The sequence below is a fragment of the Agromyces sp. NPDC056389 genome (assembly GCF_042262385.1).
Classification (GTDB): Bacteria; Actinomycetota; Actinomycetes; order Actinomycetales; family Microbacteriaceae; genus Agromyces.
Map to the genome: position 1 here is coordinate 1,665,703 of NZ_JBHJPN010000001.1, position 21,102 is coordinate 1,686,804.

The following is a 21,102-nucleotide window of genomic DNA, read 5'->3' on the forward strand; positions in this document are numbered from 1 at the left end:
TTGTGCCTGTGAGCGATCCCAGTAACGCACAGCCACGCTTTCGTGTCAACTCCGGGATCAACAGATGGCGTAACGATCTCATCCTGTGTTAGAACTGTGACCGCACACAGTTTCAAGGGAGAACACTCCATGCCTTCGCAGCCTGCGCCGACCTCACGCCCAGCCCCCGTCACGGGCGCCGAGGCGACCACCGCCACGGCGAGCGCAACCGCTTCCGCTTCCGCTTCGTCGTCGAGCGGCTGGATGCCCGGCACCTCGGCGATCCGCTTCGGCGGCGACTACAACCCCGAGCAGTGGACCCGCGAGACCTGGCTCGAGGACATCGAGCTCATGCGCGAGGCCGGCGTGAACCTCGTGAGCGTCGGCATCTTCTCGTGGGCGCTCCTCGAGCCGCGCGAGGGCGAGTACGACTTCGCCTTCCTCGACGAGGTGCTCGACCTGCTCGCGGGCGCCGGCATCGACGTCGACCTCGGCACGCCCACGACCGTGCCGCCGGCCTGGTTCTGGAAGGCGTACCCGCAGGCACGGCCCGTGACCCGCGACGGCGTGGCCCTCGGCTTCGGCTCGCGCGGCATCGTCTCGCCGTCGAGCCCCGAGTACCGCCGCGCGGCGGCGGCCATCGCCGAGCGGCTCGCCGAGCGCTACGCGCAGCACCCCGCGGTCGTCATGTGGCACGTGCACAACGAGTACGGCGCCCCGGTCTCCGAGAGCTTCGACGAGGCATCCGTCGTCAATTTCCGGCACTGGCTCGCGAATCGCTACGGGTCGCTCGACGCGCTGAACCGCGCGTGGGGCACGACGTTCTGGGGGCAGGTGTACGGCGAGTGGGACGAGGTCGACGCGCCCCGCCAGTCGGCGAGCGTCTCGAACCCGGCCCACCAGCTCGACTTCAAGCGGTTCAGCTCCGACGCGCTGCTCGAGTGCTTCGTGCTCGAGCGCGACGCGATCCGCCGGCATGCCGCGCAGCCGATCACGACGAACTTCATGGCCACGAGCTGCCCCTCGGTCGACTACTGGAAGTGGGCGCCCGAGGTCGACATCGTCTCGAACGACCACTACCTCACGGCCTCGCGCATCGACGCCCACGTCATGCTCGCGATGGACGCCGACTTCACCCGCTCGCTCGCGGCCGGCCGCCCGTGGGTGCTCATGGAGCACTCGACCTCGGCCGTCAACTGGCAGCCGCGCAACGTCGCGAAGCGCCCCGGCGAGCTCGCGCGCAACAGCATGGCCCATCTCGCCCGCGGCGCCGACGCGATCATGTTCTTCCAGTTCCGGGCGAGCCGCTTCGGCGCCGAGAAGTTCCACTCGGCGATGCTCCCCCACGCCGGCCGCTCGTCGCGCGTGTGGAAGGAGGTCGTGGGGCTCGGCGAGCTCGTCGGCGACCTGTCGGAGCTGCGCGGCAGCCGCGTCGAGGCATCCGTCGCCGTGATCTGGAGCACCGAGTCGTTCTGGGCGCAGGAGCTCGAGTGGCGGCCCTCGGTCGACCTCTCGCATCGCGAACGACTCGAGGCGTTCTACTCCGAGCTGTGGCAGCTCGGCGTGACCGTCGACTTCGTGCACCCGGGCGCCGACCTGTCGGGCTACTCGGCCGTGTTCGCGCCGTCGCTGTACCTGCTCGACGAGGCCTCGGCCGCGAACCTGCAGGGCTACGTGGCGGGCGGCGGCGTGCTCGCCGTGTCGTACTTCTCGGGCATCGTCGACGAGTTCGACGCCGTGCCGGCCGGTCCGTTCCCGGGCCGCCTGCGCGAGGTGCTCGGCCTTGCGATCGAGGAGTTCCAGCCGCTTCGCGAGGGCGGCGTCGTCGCCCTCACCGACGGGTCGACCGGCGCCGTGTGGACCGACGAGATCCACCTCGAGGGCGCGGCCGCCGTTGAGCGCTTCGTCGACGGGCCGGCGGCGGGCCTGCCCGCCGTCACCCGCAACGCGCTCGGCGACGGCGCCGCCTGGTACCTCTCCACGAAGCTCGACGGCGGCGAACTCGCCGCGTTCATCGGCGGCGTGCTCGCCGACGCCGGCCTCGAGGTCACCACGCCGCCGCCCGGCCTCGAACGCGTCATCCGCGTCTCGGGCGACGGCACCCACTACCTCGTCGCGATCAACCACGCCGAGACCGACGCCGTGATCGCGGCAGCGGGCGTCGACGTCGCGACCGGTGCGGCGACGGATGCCTCGACGCTCGTGCCCGCCGGCGGCACCCGCGTCATCCGGCTCTCGACGAACGAAGGCTAGCCGCACCGACGGGCGGCTGCCGCACCGCAGCCGCCCACCCGACCAGCACCACCAGCACCACCAGAACGAACACCGCAACGTCGCGGATCCGTTCGCCCGACTCGGGCGGCGACCCGCGAGGCTGCCAGATCGAGAGGGAAACGGATCGTGCAGAGACATCCAAGAAGGGCCGGGGCCGCCGCCCTTGCGGCGACGCTCGCCACCCTGATCGCGATACCCGCCGGCGCTTCGGCGGCCGCGGCATCCGAATCGGCTGATGCCCCGGGCGACGGCCCCGTCGAGGCGGGCATCTCCGTCGAGAAGGTCGACGGGCTCTCGCCCGACTTCGTGAACGGCGTCGACGTGTCGACGGTGCTCTCGCTCGAAGAGAGCGGCGTCGTCTTCCGCGACGAGTCGGGGGCGCCCGCCGACCTGTTCGACGTGCTCGCGGCCGACGGCGTGAACACCGTGCGCGTGCGGGTCTGGAACGACCCGTTCGACGCGGCCGGACGCGGCTATGGCGGCGGTGACGTCGACGTCGCGCGCGCCGTCGAGATCGGGCAGCGGGCGACCGCGGCGGGCCTCGAGGTGCTCGTCGACTTCCACTACTCCGACTTCTGGGCCGACCCCGGCCGCCAGCTCGCGCCGAAGGCCTGGGCCGGGCTCTCCGACGCCGAGACCGTGACCGCGCTGCACGACTTCACCGTGTCGTCACTGCAGGCGTTCGAGGCGGCGGGCGTCGACGTCTCGATGGTGCAGATCGGCAACGAGACGAACAACGCCATCGCCGGGCACACCCGCCCGGGCCGCGAGATCGACGCCCAGTTCGCGGCGCTCGTCGCCGCGGGCAGCGCCGCCACCCGCGAGACGCTGCCCGACGCGCTCGTCGCGGTGCACTTCACGAACCCCGAGACGCCCGGCCGCTACGCGACCTACGCCGCCGGCCTCGCGCAGTTCGGCGTCGACTACGACGTCTTCGCGAGCTCGTACTACCCGTTCTGGCACGGCACCACCGAGAACCTCACCTCGGTGCTGAGCGACATCGCGACGAGCTACGGCAAGCAGGTCATGGTCGCTGAGACGTCGTGGGCGCGCACCCTCGACGACGGCGACGGGTACGGCAACGTCATCGGCGCGGCCGGCACCACCGGTCAGTACCCCGTGAGCGTGCAGGGCCAGGCTACGCAGCTGCGCGACGTGATCGCCGCGGTCACCGCCGTCGGCGACGCGGGCCTCGGCGTCTTCTACTGGGAGCCGGCTTGGCTGCCCGTCGGCCCCGCCGCAGCGGTCGAGGCGAACCGCGTGCTCTGGGAGCGCGACGGCTCGGGCTGGGCGACGAGCGCCGCGAGCGACTACGACCCCGTGCACGTCGGCGAGTTCTACGGCGGCTCGGCGTGGGACAACCAGTCGCTCTTCGCGTGGGACGGCACGCCGCTCGAGTCCCTCCGCACCTTCGAGTACGTCGTCACCGGCGCGGTCGCCCCGCGCGCGATCACGACGATCGAGCCGGTCGCGGTGACCGTGACGGATGGCTCGCCGGTGAGCCTGCCCGAGACGATCGCCGTGAACTTCAACGACGGCAGCACGGAGCATCCGTCGGTCGAGTGGAGCCGTGCGGTCGAGTGGATCCGCGGGCCGGGCTCCTACTCGATTCCCGGCACGACCGAGTCGGGCCTGCGCGTGGTGGCCACCGTCGACGTGGTCGCGCCGAACTTCGTGCAGAACCCCGGCTTCGAGGCGAGCGACATGAGCGCGTGGCGGCTCACCGAGCCGGCGGCGCGCGCCGAGACCGCCGACGCATCGGCCGGCGACTTCGGCGTGACGTTCTGGAACGGCTGGGCCTACGAGACGTCGGCGAAGCAGACCCTCACGGGCGTGCCCGCCGGCACCTACGTGCTCGAGGCGACGACGCAGGGCACGAACAGCCCGTCGACCGACAGCCGAGTGCTCTCGGCGACGACCTCGGCGGGATCGTGGAGCGCACCGATGGAGTTCACGGCGTGGAACGAGTTCCACACTGCGACCGTGCCCCAGGTGGTCGTCGGCGCCGACGGCATCGTCGAGATCGCGGCCGAGTTCTCGCTGTCGGCGGGCGCATGGGGCGTGCTCGACGAGGTGCGGCTGGTCGCTCCCGAGTCGTCGGCCGCCCCGGCCGACACCGCGAAGCTCGAGGCGGCGCTCGCGAGTGCCGCGGCCGTCGATCGATCGAAGTACACGGATGCCTCGCTCGCGAACCTCGACGACGCCGTCGCGACCGGCGAGGTCGTGCTCGCGGGGTCCCGCGCAACGGCGCGCGATGTGAAGGACGTGACGAAGCTCGTCGAGAAGGCGGTGAAACAGCTCAAGCGGATCAAGCAGAAGTAGGCCGCACGACGAGGTGGGCGGGTGCCGCAGCATCCGCCCACCTTCGTCGTCTCAGCCGTTGGTCTCGATCGCCACCTCACTCGCCCCTCAGCGGTGACAGGTCGTCGTCCACGACGACGGCTCCCTCGACGTCCTCGGTCGCGGGGGCATTCCCGGCCCCATCGCAGAGCCCCTCGGGGGCCCGTTCGCGAATGTACGCGGCCATGTGACAGACCTCGGTCGACCCCATCTTGACGCGGGTCGAACCGTCGCCCGCTCCCCCGCCGGTGCCGCCGTCGGTCTGGCCGCAACCGGCCAGCACGCCCAGGGTCAGCACGGCCGGGATGATGAGGAACGCACGTGCGTTCATGATCCCTTTCCTTCCGTGATGCGGGCTCCTGGAAGAGCACCGCTGGGACTCACGGTAGGAAGGGCGCGGCCGCGCCACATGACGCGAGCCGACCATCTTCGAGCGCACGCTCGCGTAGTCAATTCGCGTCATCGCCGTGCGCGCGACCGCGGACTATCGTGAGGGGCATGCGGGATTGGTCCGCCCCGGCGCTGCCGGCGGTTTGGACGACCTCCGGCCAGCCCCCGTTCATCGCGCGACACGACGAAGTCGCGGCGCTCGATGCCGCATGGGCCGACGCGCTCGCAGGTGCCGGGCGGGCGGTCTTCATCAGCGGCGACGCCGGGTCGGGCAAGTCCCGGCTCGTGAGCGAGGTCTGCACCCGGCTCAGTGCGAGCGGTGCGGCGGTGCTCACCGGCTCCTGCATCCAGGAGATCGGCGCCCCGTTCGAGCCCTTCGACGAACCGCTGCGAGCAGTGCTTCCGGCCTACCGAGCGGATGCCGCCGCGGCATCCGCTCTCGAATCGGTCGAGCTGCTCGAACGGGTGCTCGAGCAGGCCGATCAGGATGCCGCCGACCGCTCGACCGGGCAGGAGCGCGTGTACACCGCGGTCGTCGAGGTGCTGCGTGCGGCGGCGACGACCCGCCCGGTGGTGCTCGCCCTCGACGACCTGCACTGGGCGGGGCCGGCGGCCATGCGACTGCTCAGCCGGGTCGTCGAGGGCACCACCGACCGGCGGGTGCTGCTCGTCGGCACGTTCCGCAACTCACCGCCCGACCGCTCGCAGCCGCTCGCCGACTCGCTCACCCCGCTCGCCCGGCTGCACGGCGTGCAGCGCATCGCGCTCGCGCCCTTCACCGTCGATGAGATCACCGACTACGTCGTGGCCCGCGCCGGGCTCCCCCGCGAGCGCGCACTCGACTCGGCCGACGTGCTGCACGAGCTCACGGGCGGCAATCCGTTCCTGCTGCGCGCGATGTGGCGCCCGGTGGTCGAGGCCGATCGGCACGGCGGCGAGCGCGTCATCGAGCTGCCCGACACGGTCAGCGACATGGCCCGTTCGCGCATCGCCCGGCTCGACGAGACCCAGCGGTCGGTGCTCGTGCTCGCCGCCGTGCTCGGCCAGGAGGTCGACCTCACCGAAGTGCTCGGCATCAGCGAGGCATCCGTCGAGGAGACCCTGGGGGCGATGGATGCCGCGGTGCGCGGCGGCCTCATCGAGCCGCCGCGGCGCGCGGGCGACCACTACCGCTTCACGCACGCGATCGCGCGGCAGGCGATCATCGACGTCATTCCCGCGACCGAGGTGCTGCGCACGCACGCGCGCATCGCGCAGACGCTCGAGGCCGACTTCCCGGCAGCGCCGCGACTCGTGCAGCGGCTCGCGCACCATTACACGGCGGCGCGCGCCCTCGGCTTCGGCGATCGGGCGGTCACGTATCTCGCACGGGCGGCCGAACTCGCGAAGGGCCGCATCGCGCACGACGACGCGGGCGCGCTGTTCGTGCGGGCGGCCGAGATCACGCCCGACGCCGATAACCGCGCCGATCTGCTGCTGCGTGCGGCGGAGTGCTGGGATCTCGCCGCCGACACCGCTCGTGCCCGCGCACTCTTCGGCCAGGCGAGCGAGGTGGGCAACGCGCGGCAGCGCCTGCGCGCGGCGATCGGCTACGAGGATGCCTCGTGGCGCCCCGGTCTGCCCGGATTCCGTGCCCGTGACATGCTCGCCGATGCGCTCGAGGCGGTGCCGGCCGATGACGACGATCCGCTCTACATCGAGGCGCTCGGTGCGTTCGCCCGGGCGACGGCGTTCACGGGCGCGATCGACGCGGCCGAGCCGATCGCGGCTCGGGCGGTCGCCCTCGCCCGCGCCCATGGCGACCAGCACCTGCTCGCGGCGACCCTGCGCGCCTCGGTGACGCTCACGCTCCGGCCGCGGGGCATCACCGGGCGCCTCGAGCGCGCCGCGGAGCTCATCGGCTTGACCCGCTCGGCCGAGAACGACTGGCACGGTGCAGCGACCATGCACCACGCGGCGTTCTCGTACCTCGTCGGCGATCGCGTCGGCCTCGACGACTCGGAACGCGAGCTCGATGAGATGAGCCGCAACTGGGAACGCCACTGGAGCTACTGGATCGAGTGCGTGCGGTACACGCGCGCCCTCGTCGCGGGCCGTCTCGACAGCGCCGACACGGCCGCGCGGCGGGCTCGGCGCCGCGAGAGCGTGTTCCGCGGCGACGCCACGTCGGCGGCGAGCGCGCTGCAGGACTACATGGTGCGCCGCGAGTCGGGCCGGCTCGACGCCGTGCGGCCGCTCATCAGCGGCGACGAGTCGCCGACCGAGCGGTGGGCGCCGGGGCTGCTCGCGCTCTACACCGAGCTCGAACTCGAGCGGCCCGCGCGCCGCACGCTCGCGTGGATGCTCGAGCACACCGAGGCCGAGCCGAGCAACTCGAGCGACTGGCCCGCCCGCCTCGTGTTCATGACCGAGGCGGCGCTCTGGCTGGGCGACACCGCCACCGCCGCGGTGCTGCACCCCTGGCTCGAGGAGTACGCGGGGCTGAACCTCATGTCGGGCCTGTTCATCGCGCCGTTCGGCGCCGCCGACTGCTACCTCGGCGAGGTCGAGTCCCTCTGCGGGTTCGGCTCGCCCAGCGAACGCTTCGACGCCGCGCTCGACCTCGCCGACCGCAGCGACGCCTCGCTCCATGCCGCCCGGGCCCTCGCCGCCCACGCGGCGCATCTGCGCCGGGCCGACCCCCGATCGCCCGCGGCGAGCGCACTCGCCACCCGAGCACTCGCGATCGCCGAGCCGGCGGGCCTCGTGAAGGTGCTGCGGGCGCTCCACGCCGGCACCGGGGCATCCGCTGGGGGCGCGAACGGACTCACCGCGCGCGAATGCGAGGTCATCGGGCTCATCGCCGAGGGGCGCAGTAACCGCGACATCGCCTCGGCGCTCGTGATCAGCGAGCACACGGCGGCGAACCACGTGCGCAACATCCTGACGAAGATCGGGGCGGTCAACCGCACCCAGGCGGCGATGTTCGCGCGCGAGCACGGGCTCGCGGGCGACGCCGTCTAGGCGTGCGGCTGCCGTCGTGTGCCGGCTGCCGTCAGCCGACGGCGGCGAGCAGTCCGGTCGGCATCATGCGACCGTCGACCTCGGTGATGACGTCGGCGGGCATGCCGGCGCGCACGGCCGCCGCGCGAATCGCCTCCATCGACGCCGCCTCGTAGAGGCAGTAGCTCTTGCGACGGTCGACCGACAGGAACGAGTAGAGCCACCGCACGTCCTCTTCATCGTTGATGAGGTTGATGTCGGCGGCGGCTTCGAGCGGCACCGGAACGTCTTCGGCGTAGTTGCGCTCGATGATGAAGTACGGCATCGGTAGTCCCCCTTTGCGCGTGTGGGGCACAGGCTACTCCTGATGCGCCGCGGCGGCCTCAGTGTGTTGGATCGGATGCCGCGGGGCGCTGGATCGGATGCCGCGGGTCGCTCAGTTGCCCCCGCCACCGTCGCCGCCGCCGAAGCCGCCGTCGAAGCCGCCGCCCCCGTCGAAGCCGCCTGCGCCGTCGAACCCGCCGCCTCCGTCGCCGTATCCGCCGCCACCACCATCGCCGAACGTGCCGTCGCCGCCCGCGAGGTACCCGCCGCCCCACCCCTTGGTGTCGGCGATCATCGGCACGCCGAATCGGGAGTCGTCGGTGCGCTGAAGCAGGCCGCCGCCCACGCCGATGGGCTGCACGAGTTCGGCCGCGATAATCGCGAGGCACGACGCGAGGCGATCGACCGAGAGCGGGGCCGTCGAGCGGTACCAAGTCGGCGCGGTGCCCGACGTCGCCGCGACCTCCGCGAAGCTGCGCAGCACGGATGCCTCGCCGAACAGGACCGCCCACGGCAACAGCTTCTCGCCTGCGGCGACGGACGGGACATCCGCCCCCTCGATCGCCGCCCGCAGCTCGTTCGCCCGCGCGCGCAACTGCATGCCGGCCGCGTTCAGCGGAATCGCCCGCGGCAGGAACACGCGCACCGCGACCGCCGCCGCGCCGATCACGATCGCGCTCCAGGCGACCGACTTCGAGGGATCGTCGCGCAGTGTGAGGCTGATGAACCCGAGCACCACGCCCGTGAGGCCCGCGTACGTCGTCACCCGGAATCGCAGGCCGGGGCGCTTCTCGCGATACCAGGCCGCCGCGTCGCGGAACCCGTCGCGCGTGACCGCGAGCAGCTGCGGGTTGTTCTTCACGACCCGGTCGACATCGACGCTCGTGCCACGCGCAAGCGTGCGCGACCCGCCCACGAGTCCAGGCGCGAGCATGGCGATCACCGTGCCGTCGGCGCCCTCGTTCTCGACGTCGCTGCGAGCCGCCAGCGGATAGTCGCCGTCGAACACCAGACGGATGTCCTTCGCCCGCCCTCGCTCCCCCTCTGGAAGGTCGGCGGCTTCACGGATGTCGCGGCGATCCTCGATCGCGATGACCCTGTTGACAGCGAGAAGCACGACCGTCGCGGGCAGCCACCGCGTCGCGGCCTCCCCCGACACGAACCCGACCGGCAGCACTCCTGCGGTCTCAGCGTCGACGATGGCCAGCGCATCGCCCGGCGGGGGCGGCCGCAGCCACGCGACGACGAGCGTGCCGACGCAGACCGCGGCGGTCAGCGAAGCGACGAGCGCGATGATCGGCAGAATGGCCGTGCTGAGGCTGCTGCCCGGCGTTGCCGCGAGCAGCTCGGTGTCGGCGCCGGCATCGGCCAGGTCGACGATGACCTGGTGCAGTGCCGGGACGATGAATCGCCCCATGGGGGTGAGGATACTCCTGGTGACTCGCGCACGGATCAGTTTCTTCGCAGCGGTCTGTTCATCATATGGAATGGTCCCGGGCGTAGCGGCTGGGAACGAGACTGCAACGCTGCAGCTGCAGATGTGGAAACAAGCCGAGTGCCGGTCGATGCCGGCAATTGCTCCGCTGTTACGGTGACAACGTGACTGACGAGGCCGTGATCAACGCACTGAGGTCCTTTGTCGCGGAGCGCGACTGGGGCCAGTTCCACTCTCAGGAGAACCTTGCGAAGAGCATCGCGATTGAGGCTGGGGAATTACTCGAGTGCTTCCAATGGGGAGCTGAGCCGGAACCCACACGCGTCCACGCCGAACTCGCCGATGTACTTACGTACTGTCTTCTGCTCACGGACGCACTCGGGGTAGACCCGAACGAAATCGTCCTCGCAAAGTTGGCGTCGACCAAGCTCAAGTATCCCGTCGAGAAAGCGCGTGGTCGGGCTGTGAAGTATGACGAACTCTAGGGTCAAACGCATTCCATTCGTTTCCGAATCCGTCAGGTCGCTCTCGCACCTCGATGCCCGCTATTCGAACTGGCCTGTGGTCTACACCCTCAATGGCTCCCGTGATGTGTACGTCGGTGAGTCAGTCAATCTTGCTGCCCGGATGCGGCAGCATCTTGCCGCTCCAGAGAAGCAGCATCTCGACGACGTCCGGGTCATCCTCGACGAGACCTTCAACAAGTCTGTCTGCCTCGACCTTGAGTCTCAGTTGATTCGATTGCTCGCCGGCGACGGCAAGTACCGGGTGCTGAATCGAAATGACGGCATTACGGATTCCGACTACTTCGACCGAGCCAACTACCGCGACAAATTCGACGAGATCTTCGAAGAGCTCCGTGCGGCGAACGTCTTCGAGAGACCAGTGGCGGAGATCATGAACAGCGATCTGTTCAAGCTCTCGCCGTTCAAGGCCCTCACCCCAGATCAGGCGATTGCAATGGAGGACATCCTCGAAGGGCTCTTTCTCGATCTTGAGACGGATCAGCCGAGCACGATCGTTGTCCAGGGCGACCCAGGCACTGGGAAGACGATCGTCGCGATCTACCTGACCAAGCTTCTTCGAGACATCGCGACTATCCCCGCCCCCGAGGACCTCAGCGGCGACTCCATGTTCGCGGAGTTCTTTGCCGAGGGTCACCGTGAGCTTCTCGAGGACTTACGAATCGCGCTCGTCGTTCCGCAACAGTCGCTGCGCGCTTCAATCAGGCAGGTGTTCGCCCGAACACCAGGTCTGAGCGCCGACATGGTGCTGTCGCCGTTCCAAGTCGGCGAAAGCAACGACCCATTCGATATCCTCATCGTCGACGAAACACACCGCCTGAACCAGCGCGCCAATCAGGCATCAGGCGTGCTCAACGCCAAGTTCACTGAGATCAATCTTCAGCTCTTCGGATCGGACGATACGTCGTGGACTCAGCTCGACTGGATCATTGCCCAGAGCCGCCATCAACTCTTCTTGCTTGATAGCGCACAGCGCGTTCGGCCAGCCGATCTTCCGACCGAGACGTTGAACGGCCTCGTGAGGTCAACGAAGGCAAAGGGGAGGGTCTATCCGCTCTGGTCTCAGATGCGCGTTCGAGGGGGCGCCGACTATGTCGACTACGTCCGCCGTATCCTTTCACCTGAGCCGGCAGTAGACGTTTCCTACCAGGAGTTCCCTGGATACGAATTCCGCCTCTACGACAACCTGCTCGACATGTGCCAGCAGCTCCGAGAGAAGGATGCGGCAGGTGGCCTCGCCCGGCTCGTAGCCGGATTCGCGTGGCCGTGGCGGAGCAAGAAGAACTCGAAGGAGTATGACATCGAGTTGGACGGGTGCCACCTGCAATGGAACCGCACCGCGGTCGATTGGATCAACTCAAGAGGTGCTATTGACGAGGTCGGCTCGATTCATACCGTGCAGGGATACGACCTCAACTACGCCGGCGTAATCATCGGGCCTGATCTGCGCTACGACCCACTCCAGCGAAAGCTCATCTTTGACCGTGCCAGCTACCACGACACGAAAGGGAAGGAGAACAACCCTCGGCTCGGCATCAAATACGACGACGACGATCTGCTCCGACTCGTGAGCAACATCTACGGTGTCCTGCTCACGCGCGGCGCCCGTGGCACCTTTGTGTACGTGTGCGATCCGGATCTCCGAAACCACCTCCGGCAGTTCATCGCGGTCTGACCGCACGATAGGTTCGTGCCATGACGGTCGAGCTTGAGGTTGTCGCCGGTGCGATCTTCGACGAAGGGCAGCTGTTCGCGTGCCGTCGAGCACCGGGCAAAGCAGCGGCCGGCCGATGGGAGTTCCCTGGCGGAAAAATCGAGGTGGGCGAAGACCCAAGAGCCGCTCTCGCGCGAGAACTGCATGAGGAGCTTGAGGTAGACGTGGCAGTCGGTGATCTGTTGGATCGATCTCAAACGAGAGTCGGTGACGTCATCATCGATTTGGCCACGTACGAAGTGACCCTCCTCGACAGTCGACCGGTTCAAAGCACGGACCACGATCGGCTTGGTTGGTTCGACCTCAACGAGCTCGTAAGTCTCGACTGGGCAGAACCGGACCTTCCTGCAGTTGCCGCACTTATCGCCCGGTCGAGTAGCTAGACGCGGGGCTTGTGTTAGCGACACTGTGGTCTCGCCTTAGTGTCACCGCAGGCTCGCCACCGCCTCGGGCGTGTTGAGCGCGTCGTTCCTGCAGTAGCGAATACGGTTCACGCATGGCTCGATTCTTCGGCACTCCCGACGGCGTTCATGCCGGGCAGTTCTTCATCGACCGTCGCGAGCTGCACGATGCGTTCGTCCATCGCCCGCTTCAGGCGGGCATCAGTGGCACCGCCGCCGAAGGCGCTGACTCTATCGTCGTCTCCGGCGGGTACGCCGACGATCAGGACCGCGGTGCCTACATCATCTACACAGGCCACGGCGGCAAAGATCCGAACTCGCGACGGCAGATCGCGGACCAGACTCCTGACGCCCCCGGGAACGCCGGCCTCATCACAAGCATGGTTCGGGGGCTCCCGGTGCGAGTCATCCGCGGACCCCACAAGGGCTCACCATTCGCCCCGCCGAACGGATACGTCTACTCAGGCCTTTACAGCGTTTCATCTTGGTGGACTGATGAAGGCACCAACGGTTTTCAGGTTGTTTTATACCGCCTGGACGCGATCGAAGAGCAGACGGCCGTCGAGCCCGCGCCGAAGATTGAACTGGACCCTTCATTCCGGAACGTCACAGTCTCACGACGCATTCGTGATACCGCGATGTCGCGGTCCATCAAGAAGCTCTATGACTACTCCTGCCAAGTTTGTGGGATTCAGATCGGGGCGTACGAAGGACGCCTCTACGCAGAGGGCGCGCATGTTCGTCCACTTGGCCGACCTCACCTAGGTCACGACGACCGCAACAACCTGCTGTGCCTTTGTCCAAACCACCACACTCAGCTCGATATTGGCGGCATGTACATCTCGAACGACATGGTGGCCATCGACGCGAACACGAATGAACCGATCGAGCAATTGCGATGGCGTCGTGATCACCGCGTCGATTCAGCGAACGTGGAGTATCACCGGTCTCTCTGGCGGGTGAGGTAACGCCCGACATCGGGAAGGAAACTCAACAGGCCCCCAGTACTGGGGCGCGCTCCCTGACGTTTGACGGGCTAGCGTCGCGGGAGACCCGTCCGAAGGAGTACGTCCATGCCCGCTGCTGCGAAAGGCTGGTTCGACGACGGTTCGGGCCAGCGGCGATATTGGGATGGCGAGCAGTGGACCGACTTCTATCTTGATGCGACCACTGGGGCAGTGATCGACCGCGGACCCACACCGGAGGGGCCCGTCGCCGCGGTGACAGCGACGCGAGGAGGCAATCTGAAGGCTGCGATCATCACCTTCTCCGTAGTCGTTGTGGTCATCCTTGCCTTCTGGGGCCCCGCCGCGTTGCTTCTCATCGCTGGCCTCGCTGCCGTCGCAATCGGCCTATTTGCTGTCGTTAAAGGTCCAATCGGTCGGCTCCGCATTCGAACACGCCCGGTCGCCGTGTCGCTTCTCGTCGGAGGCATACTCGCGTCAAGCATCGGTGGGGCCGCTCTCACAGCGAGCCAACCAGCCGCACAGCAGGTCGCGACTTTCGTCGACGCCCCGACGAGTGCGCCGCGGGCTGCGACGCCAACTCCGACACCTACTCCCGTGCGGAAGGAAGTGATTATCGAGGAGCAGGCTCCCATCGCATTCACGACATCGAACATCGACGACCCGAATCTTGACGTGGGCCTCACAGCTGTGGCGACTCCCGGCGCAAACGGCCAGAAGGTTACTCGGATACGAGTGATTGAGGTCGATGGCGTTGAGGTCTCGCGAGAAGTGGTCGAAGAAGTCATCGCCGTGCAGCCGGTGAACGAGGTCATTGCGGTCGGTTCCCGCCAGCCGCCTCCCCCGCCGCCCGCCAACAACGGATGCGACCCAAACTACGAGGGTGCCTGCGTACCGATCTCGTCTGACGTCGACTGTGCTGGAGGAAGTGGCAACGGGCCCGACTATGTGCAGGGGCCTGTATGGATCGTTGGATCCGACGTCTATGACCTCGACCGAGACGGCGACGGCATCGCCTGCGACGCGTAGTCCCGTCCCTCGTTAGTTGTGGGACTGTTCGCGTTTTCGTTCGTTGAATTTGGGGTGATTATCATCGCCCATCTCGCGTCGACCGAGGTGGGCGAAGATCAACGCAATCCCTCGAGCCGCTCAGCCCACGAGGCGTCGTTCGTCGGCGACCGATCCGGCCCGGCCACGCGACCCGAGCGGTCGCGCATGACGCCGCGCCGCTTCGATGTCGTTCCGAGCCCGCTGCAGGGACTCGCTCGCGAGTGATGCGATCCGCCGGGCCATCGCGATCACCTGCTCTCGGCGCTCCAGGTCGGTCGTGGCGATGACCGCCCCCGAGCCGCCGAGGAAGTGGCCGAGATCGATCCGGGCGTGCTCGGACTCGGCCAGGCTCGTGAGCGCCTCGGGGCTGATCCATCCCGGGTGAGCGGCGATGGCATCCCGGGCGATGTCGAGCTGTCGGTCTGCGTCCTTGATCGCGTGGGGCAGGTCGTCGACCAGGGGAATCAGATCCGATGCGCGCTCGCGGGCCGACGTGATGGCGGCATCCAGCACCCCGCGAGCGTCGTGCAGTCGGCTCAGGTGGGCGAACGGGTTCGTGTTGACGCCGGTCGGCGGGAGGGCGGCGAGGGCTGCCTGCAGCTCGCCGATCGCGTCTGCGACGCGGCGGGAGCGGGGCATTTCGAGCGCCGCGGCGAGATCCCGACGGGAATCCTCGACGATCGCGGCCAGCGCGGACTCCGCTCGCAACGCCTCCACCTCGAAGGTCTCCACCGCATCGAGGAGGGTCGCTGCTCGGCGCACCGATTCGACGGATGCCTCGAGCGCGATGCTCGCCTGCTCGCGCTGCCCTGCCGATCGCCGCCGCTCGGCCACGCGCACGCTGTGCTCGGCGAACCCGAGCAACTGATCGGCCTCCGCAGGGTTCGCCTCGATCTGGCCCAGCGCCCCGGGCGCATAGCGAGCAGAAAGCCGTTCGATGGTGTCGCCCGCGACGGGGATCCGTGGGCGCAGGCTCTCGATGTCCGCTCCCACACCGGCGATGATCTCGGGCGCGCGCCGCGCCCGCCGCATCCGGTCGGCGAGTCCGGAGGTGTGCTCTTCGAGCACGTCGTCGACCCATCCGCACAGCTCCACGATGCGCAGGTAGCGAGCGCGCACTTCGTCGACGGTGCCGGGGATCGCATCGTGATTGAGCCGGTTCAGACGGAACGCGTCACTCAAGCGTCTGCGAACCTCGACGAGCACCTCGCTCAGTGGCGTGGTGGCGTCGGCCCCCAGCTCGGCCTCGGCGAAGGCGAGCTCTTCGGCGGCGATTCGAATGCGGTCGTCTGTGACGACGAGGACCTGCCCAGCCTGCTTCGCCAAGTCAGCGTCGTGGACCTCGAGAAGTTGCGCAGGGCGTCTGCGCCCGATCCGGAACCCGGCCATGATCCATCGTAAGTTCGCCGCTCGAAGCACGCTACGGCGAAAGGGACTCACGCACGCCACGACCTGGCACGGCGTGCGCCTGGCACGCGCCGCCCGGCACCCCGGGCGGCATCAGTCTCAGTCGAACATCCCGTCGAGGATGCTTCCGATGACCAGCCCGCCGAGGATCCCGCCCATCACATCCGACGACCCGCCGCCACGTCGACCGCCGCCGCCCCAGTTGTCGCCACCCCACTGCCCGCGGTCCTGCGGGCGTGACGAGTCGATGTCGCGCTGTGCGAGCTGCAGCGCCTCGGCCGCGAGGTGCGCGACGCGCCTCGCCATCAGCATCGCCTGCTCGCGATGATCCTCGTCGATGACAGAAACGGTCGCCGCGGGCGTGCCGAGGAAGCGGTCGAGGTCGACGCGCACGCGCTCGGACTCGGCGAGGCGAGTGCGGGCGTCAGCGCCGATCCAGCCGCGGTGACCTGCGATGACATCGCGAGCGACCGCGAGCTGCCGGTTGGCGTCGTCGATGGCGTGGTGCACGTGCTCGAGCAGCAGAATCGAGGGTGACATGTCACCCTGACATGTCATGACAGCCCAAATGTCATGTTTCCATCCGATGGCCTCTGCGATACCGTCACATCATGCATCCACGTGTTACCGCCGACTATCTCACATTCGATGGCTACCTCGCGATCGCCGGAGTTTCGAGACGAACCCTGCATCGATGGTTGTCACATGACCAACTTCCTGGCGCCTACAAGGTCAATGGACGATGGCGGGTTCCGAGCGACTCTGTCCGAACACCGAAGCCCAACGCGTCGACGGGTGGTGGAGACCGCGGACATGGCACGACCATTCCGAAGTGGACGATCGCCGACAGATTGAGGAAGGCCCGCGAGACGGCCGGTCTGGAGCAGAACGAGCTCGCCCGGGCCGCTGGGATCTCTCGTGCGACGATCAGCAACGCCGAGCGAGGGGTCGTGCAGCCACACGGCGCGACCGTCCGCGTCTGGGCGGAGGCATGCAATGTCAGCGCCTCATGGATCGAACAAGGGCGCCGTTGACGCACCAGCCACGGCTCTACCCGAGTCGAGCGGGCGGCCTAGTCGAACATCCCGTCGAGGATGCTCCCGATCACCAGCCCGCCGAGGATCCCGCCCATCACATCCGACGACCCGCCACCACGTCGGCCGCCACCACCCCAGTTGTCGCCGCCCCACTGCCCGCGATCCTGCGGGCGTGACGAGTCGATATCGCGCTGCGCAAGCTGCAGTGCCTCGGCCGCGAGGTGGGCGACGCGCCTCGCCATCAGCATCGCCTGCTCACGGTGATCCTCGTCGATGACAGAAACCGTCGCGGCGGGCGTGCCGAGGAAGCGGTCGAGGTCGACGCGCACGCGCTCGGACTCGGCGAGGCGAGTGCGGGCATCGGCGCCGATCCAGCCGCGATGGCCGGCGATGACGTCGCGGGCAACCGCGAGCTGCCGGTCGGCGTCGTCGATGGCGTGGTGCACGTGTTCGAGCGGCGGGATCGGGCGCGCAGCGCGCTCGCGGGCCGCGGCGATCGCGGCATCCAGCCCTGAATTCGCATCGCGCAGGCGACTCAGCAGGGAGAACGGGTCGGTGTTCACACCGGCCGCCGGAAGGGAGGCGAGGGCTCCCTGCAGCGCGGTGATCGCGGTCGCGACCCCGGCCGACTGGGGCTCCTTGAGCGCGGCGACAACGTCGCCGCGCGAGTCCTCGACGATCGCGGCCAGCGTCGACTCGGCGCGCAGCGCCTCGACCTCGAACGTCTCCACCGCGTCGAGCAGGGTCGCGGCACGGCGCACGGATTCCGTCGAGGCCTCGAGCGCGAGGTTCGCCTGCTCGCGCTGCCCGGCCTCGCGGCGACGCTCGGCGACACCGGCGCTGTGCTCGGCGAATCCGAGCAGCTGCTCGGCCTGCGCGGGGTTGGCCTCGACCTGGGCGAGCGCCTCGGGCGCGTAGCGGGCGGCCAGCCGGTCGATGGTCTCGCTGGCCTGCGGAATGCGGAGGCGGAGGCGCGCGGCATCCGCTCGCACTCCGGCGATGATCTCGGGAGCCCGGCGCGCCCGCGCGATCTTGTCAGCGAGGGTCGACATGTGCTCGTCGAGCACGTCTTCGGCCCAGTCGCAGAGCTGCACGATGCGGGCGTTGCGCGTGCGCAGCTCTTCGGCGGTGTCGGGAATCTCGTCGTGGTTCAGCTGGTTCAGACGGAACGCCTCGCCGAGGTGCTCCTTCACCGCGGCGAGCGCGGTGCGCAGCTCGGCGGTCGCGTCGTGGCCGAGCTCGGCATCGGCGAAGGCGAGCTCGTCGGCGGTGACGCGCACGCGCTCATCGGCGGCGACCAGGGCGCTGCCGGCCCGCTGCGCCAAGACGGCATCTTGAGCGTTGAGTTCTTGCTCGTCACGCTTGCGCTTGCCCCAGAATCCGGCCATGCCATTGATCCTATGGGCGCGGCTGGGAGGCTGCTGAGGCGGTCGGTCACGCCCCGACCGGCACGAGGCCCTGGGTGCTGACATCCGCACCTTCGGCAGGCGCATCACCCGCGTCACCCGCGTCAGCCACGGCATCGGTCACCGCTTCGGCCACCGCGTCATCGCCCGCGTCGAGCGGATGCGCGATCTCGTCGCGCGTCATCCTCGCCGCCACGATCGCGACCACGCCGATCACGACCGGTGCGACCCCCGCGATCAGGAACACCACGGGCAGCCCGACCGTCTCCCCCGCCGGCCCCGCGATGGCCATCGACACGGGCATGAACGCGAGCGAGACGAAGAAGTCGAGGCTCGAGACTCGCCCGAGCATGGCCGGCGGCACCCGGCGCTGCAGCAGCGTTCCCCAGATCACGACGCCGCCGTTGAACGCCGCACCGACGGTGAACGCCGCGATCGCCATGAGCCAGATCTGGTCGGTCAGTCCGAAGACCGCGAGCGGGAGGCATCCGAATGCCCACAGCAGGTTCATCACCGTCAGGTAGCGACGCGGCAGCCTGAGCGAGGCGACGACCATCGAGCCGAACGCGCCGCCGATGCCGAACGCCGCGAGAATGAGCGCGTGCTCCTGCGGGCCGCCGCCGGCGGCATCCTTGATCACGAACGGCACGAGCACCTCGAACGGCCCCATGATCAGCAGGATGAGGAGCGACGCGAACCCGAGCGTGCCGAGCAGCCAGGGCGTGCGGGCCATGTAGACGAAGCCCTCGCGCACGTCGACGAGCAATGCGATTGCCGGATGCCGCGTGCCGCCGATGCCCGCCTCGGACTGTTCGCCGTGCTCGCCATGCTCGCCGCGTTCGCCGGCCGGTTCGCCCAGCTGCTCGCTCCGCAGCGGCAGGTCGGGCACCTTCACGAGGAATCCGACCGCTGCTGCACCTGTCAGCGCGGCCACGGCGAGTGCCGCACCGGGCGACGAGACCGCGATGAGCGCGCTCGCGAGCGCCGGGCCCGCGGCCTGCATGAGCACGGGACGGGCCATGCCCTCGAACCCGTTTGCGGCGAGCAGCTGGTCTTCGGGCACGACGCTCGGCAGCAGCGCCGAGTAGGCCGGGTAGTACAGCCCGGCCATCACGCCGCCGACGAGGGCCACCGCGGCGAGCTGCCAGACCGCGAGGGTGCCCGTGAGCGACAGCAGCGCGACGATACCGACGCTCGCGGTGCGCACGATCTCGACGACGACGAGGATCCTCCGCTGCGGGATGCGGTCGGCGAGCGCACCGCCGAGCAGCGTCGTCAGCAGCATGCCGACCGCCGACGCGCCCGCGACGAGCGACAGCTCGGCCGCGCCGCCACCGATCGCCACGATCTGCCAGACGAGCGCGACCAGCCAGATGCCGGAACCGACGAGTGAGGACACGAGCGCCGCCGCGAGCCAGCGGTAGGCGGGGTTGCGCAGCGGCCGAAGGGCCCGGGGAGTCGACACGATCTTCTCCTACGTCATGAGAGCGGATGTTCCAGAAGCGGATGCCTCTACTCATGCGTCGAATCGCAGCGGGCGAGATCGACACGTTCCCGCGGATCGGCCGAGATACGGTCGATGGCCCCGACGCTGGCGTTGCAGAGACAGTTGCCAAGCAGGTATGCCAGTTCCGCCTCAGCGCTGAGGGGGAACTGGCAAACGCACCGGACAAAGCAGAAGCCGATGGGCGCCGAGTCGGCGAGATGCGGGTCGGCCGTTCACCTCACGGGAACGCTGACGCGCCCTTCGGTCTCGTCGAGCACGAACACGTCGATCGCGCGCGCCACGTACAGGCGGTGCGGAGCATCGCCAGTCACCGCCGAGGCATCCCAAGCCGGAAGCCCACGCTCGACCGAACGCCCGCTGTAGACCGCGAGCGCGGCCGCGAGGTCGACGTCGTCGACCTGGCCGGCGACCGCATCGACGTACACGGCCTCGGCATGGCCGACGGGCGCCGTCGAGTCGAAGACCACGAGCGCCACCTCGGGGCGCGCCTCGATGTTGCGCGAGTGCCGTCGGCCGGTTCGCGACACCCAGTAGAACTCAGCGAGGCCGCGCGGCGCGAACCAGACGGGGCTCGCCCACGGACGCCCGCCTCCGTCGCTGGTCGCGAGGGTGAGATAGGTGTTCTGCTCGATCAGACGCTGCGCCATCTCGGATGGCGTTCCGGGCGAGTTCGGTGCCGCATCGCTCTGCATGGGCGCCACGGTAGCCGAGTACGGCGCCGGCCACGAGAGACCCGACCCTGCATCGTACGTGTGACCTTTTCGCATCGAGCGACATCTCTAAGGTGAGGAGGTGCACGTGGACGAGAATGAAGGCACCGACGCCGATCTTCTGACGAAGTTGGCGAGCGGCGACCAGCGAGCACTGCCGATCGTGTTCGATCGGCATGCTGCTGCAGTGACACGGTACGCATGGGCACTCGCGGCGAACCGTCAGGACGTCGAAGAAATCGTTCAAGACACGTTCCTGACGATGTGGCGCAAGGCTGCCGGGATCACGATCGCCGAGGCGTCGCTGCTGCCGTGGCTGCTCGTGACGTGCCGGAACCTCGCAATGAATGTCCTGCGCAAAGCGGCACGAAACCGCGCCGATGAACTCGATGAGAATTCGATCAGGGCCGCGAAGACGGTGCAGGAGCATCACGACTCCGAGACGGCTCGCGACGACCTGCGCTGGGTGCTCGACGAGATCGAGCGCCTCGAACCCGTCGATCGGCGTGTGTGCGAACTGTGCCTCATCGAAGGAATGCCCTATGCCGACGCCGCCGAGCAACTCGGCCTCAGCGTCGGTGCCGTGAAGCAACGAGTATCCCGAAGCCGTACCCGACTGAAGAAGGCGGTGACCCTCGATGAGGTCTGAACCACCGA

General features: G+C 68.7%; 18 protein-coding genes. 10 read left to right on the top strand and 8 right to left on the bottom strand.

All coding sequences use genetic code 11. The features are described 5' to 3' along the window. The first annotated feature begins 243 nt into the window (after window positions 1–243). Both ACFCVM_RS07760 and ACFCVM_RS07765 read left to right on the top strand, forming a co-directional pair. Window positions 244–2,232, top strand: a complete 1,989-nt coding sequence (locus ACFCVM_RS07760; RefSeq protein ID WP_375836682.1) for a beta-galactosidase — start codon at window positions 244–246, stop codon at window positions 2,230–2,232. A gap of 147 nt (window positions 2,233–2,379) precedes the next feature. Beyond that, window positions 2,380–4,575, top strand: coding sequence for a glycosyl hydrolase 53 family protein (locus tag ACFCVM_RS07765; RefSeq protein ID WP_375835543.1), 2,196 nt, complete (start codon window positions 2,380–2,382; stop codon window positions 4,573–4,575). Between the two features lie 76 nt (window positions 4,576–4,651). On the opposite strand, the gene ACFCVM_RS07770 is transcribed toward ACFCVM_RS07765, so the two are convergent. After that, window positions 4,652–4,924 carry a hypothetical protein gene (locus tag ACFCVM_RS07770; RefSeq protein ID WP_375835544.1) on the bottom strand — a complete coding sequence of 91 codons (273 nt, stop codon included), beginning with the start codon at window positions 4,922–4,924 and terminating at the stop codon, window positions 4,652–4,654. Between the two features lie 167 nt (window positions 4,925–5,091). On the opposite strand from ACFCVM_RS07770, the gene ACFCVM_RS07775 reads away from it, so the two are divergent. Next, entirely contained in the window at window positions 5,092–7,986 is a 2,895-nt protein-coding gene (locus tag ACFCVM_RS07775) for an AAA family ATPase (protein WP_375835545.1), read from the top strand. Window positions 7,987–8,017: 31 nt separating this feature from the next. On the opposite strand, the gene ACFCVM_RS07780 is transcribed toward ACFCVM_RS07775, so the two are convergent. Together ACFCVM_RS07780 and ACFCVM_RS07785 are read right to left on the bottom strand one after the other, a co-directional pair. After that, on the bottom strand, window positions 8,018–8,290 hold the full coding sequence (locus ACFCVM_RS07780; RefSeq protein ID WP_375835546.1) for a DUF4242 domain-containing protein: 273 nt from the start codon (window positions 8,288–8,290) through the stop codon (window positions 8,018–8,020). 111 nt (window positions 8,291–8,401) lie between these two features. Beyond that, complete coding sequence (locus tag ACFCVM_RS07785) at window positions 8,402–9,706, bottom strand: hypothetical protein (protein WP_375835547.1); 1,305 nt, start codon at window positions 9,704–9,706, stop codon at window positions 8,402–8,404. Window positions 9,707–9,888: 182 nt separating this feature from the next. Here ACFCVM_RS07785 and ACFCVM_RS07790 point away from each other — a divergent pair, with 182 nt between their 5' ends. The 5 genes from ACFCVM_RS07790 (at window position 9,889) to ACFCVM_RS07810 (ending at window position 14,357) form a co-directional block, all read left to right on the top strand. Continuing rightward, entirely contained in the window at window positions 9,889–10,209 is a 321-nt protein-coding gene (locus ACFCVM_RS07790) for a nucleotide pyrophosphohydrolase (protein WP_375835548.1), read from the top strand. Window positions 10,210–10,285: 76 nt separating this feature from the next. Further along, window positions 10,286–11,923 (top strand): DNA/RNA helicase domain-containing protein, encoded by a 1,638-nt coding sequence (locus ACFCVM_RS07795; protein WP_375835549.1) that lies wholly within the window; start codon window positions 10,286–10,288, stop codon window positions 11,921–11,923. 20 nt (window positions 11,924–11,943) lie between these two features. Beyond that, the gene (locus ACFCVM_RS07800) at window positions 11,944–12,345 is read left to right on the top strand and encodes a (deoxy)nucleoside triphosphate pyrophosphohydrolase (RefSeq protein ID WP_375835550.1); all 402 of its coding nucleotides are present in this window, start codon (window positions 11,944–11,946) and stop codon (window positions 12,343–12,345) included. Between the two features lie 113 nt (window positions 12,346–12,458). After that, window positions 12,459–13,331 carry a YDG/SRA domain-containing protein gene (locus tag ACFCVM_RS07805; RefSeq protein WP_375835551.1) on the top strand — a complete coding sequence of 291 codons (873 nt, stop codon included), beginning with the start codon at window positions 12,459–12,461 and terminating at the stop codon, window positions 13,329–13,331. Window positions 13,332–13,436: 105 nt separating this feature from the next. Then, window positions 13,437–14,357 carry a G5 domain-containing protein gene (locus tag ACFCVM_RS07810; RefSeq protein WP_375835552.1) on the top strand — a complete coding sequence of 307 codons (921 nt, stop codon included), beginning with the start codon at window positions 13,437–13,439 and terminating at the stop codon, window positions 14,355–14,357. 120 nt (window positions 14,358–14,477) lie between these two features. Here ACFCVM_RS07810 and ACFCVM_RS07815 read toward each other — a convergent pair whose 3' ends face one another. After that, window positions 14,478–15,704: a hypothetical protein gene (locus tag ACFCVM_RS07815; protein ID WP_375835553.1), complete on the bottom strand. Its 1,227-nt coding sequence runs from the start codon at window positions 15,702–15,704 to the stop codon at window positions 14,478–14,480. A gap of 180 nt (window positions 15,705–15,884) precedes the next feature. Beyond that, window positions 15,885–16,325 carry a hypothetical protein gene (locus ACFCVM_RS07820; protein WP_375835554.1) on the bottom strand — a complete coding sequence of 147 codons (441 nt, stop codon included), beginning with the start codon at window positions 16,323–16,325 and terminating at the stop codon, window positions 15,885–15,887. A 71-nt stretch (window positions 16,326–16,396) separates the two neighbouring features. Between ACFCVM_RS07820 and ACFCVM_RS07825 the strand changes: the two genes are divergently transcribed. Continuing rightward, window positions 16,397–16,819 (top strand): helix-turn-helix domain-containing protein, encoded by a 423-nt coding sequence (locus ACFCVM_RS07825; RefSeq protein WP_375835555.1) that lies wholly within the window; start codon window positions 16,397–16,399, stop codon window positions 16,817–16,819. A 38-nt stretch (window positions 16,820–16,857) separates the two neighbouring features. Here ACFCVM_RS07825 and ACFCVM_RS07830 read toward each other — a convergent pair whose 3' ends face one another. The 3 genes from ACFCVM_RS07830 to ACFCVM_RS07840 form a co-directional block, all read right to left on the bottom strand. Further along, window positions 16,858–18,210: a hypothetical protein gene (locus tag ACFCVM_RS07830; RefSeq protein ID WP_375835556.1), complete on the bottom strand. Its 1,353-nt coding sequence runs from the start codon at window positions 18,208–18,210 to the stop codon at window positions 16,858–16,860. A 46-nt stretch (window positions 18,211–18,256) separates the two neighbouring features. Next, window positions 18,257–19,693 (bottom strand): MFS transporter, encoded by a 1,437-nt coding sequence (locus ACFCVM_RS07835; RefSeq protein WP_375835557.1) that lies wholly within the window; start codon window positions 19,691–19,693, stop codon window positions 18,257–18,259. A 254-nt stretch (window positions 19,694–19,947) separates the two neighbouring features. Further along, window positions 19,948–20,427: a pyridoxamine 5'-phosphate oxidase family protein gene (locus tag ACFCVM_RS07840; RefSeq protein WP_375835558.1), complete on the bottom strand. Its 480-nt coding sequence runs from the start codon at window positions 20,425–20,427 to the stop codon at window positions 19,948–19,950. Window positions 20,428–20,533: 106 nt separating this feature from the next. On the opposite strand from ACFCVM_RS07840, the gene ACFCVM_RS07845 reads away from it, so the two are divergent. Then, on the top strand, window positions 20,534–21,094 hold the full coding sequence (locus tag ACFCVM_RS07845; RefSeq protein ID WP_375835559.1) for an RNA polymerase sigma factor: 561 nt from the start codon (window positions 20,534–20,536) through the stop codon (window positions 21,092–21,094). The last annotated feature ends 8 nt before the right edge of the window (window positions 21,095–21,102 follow it).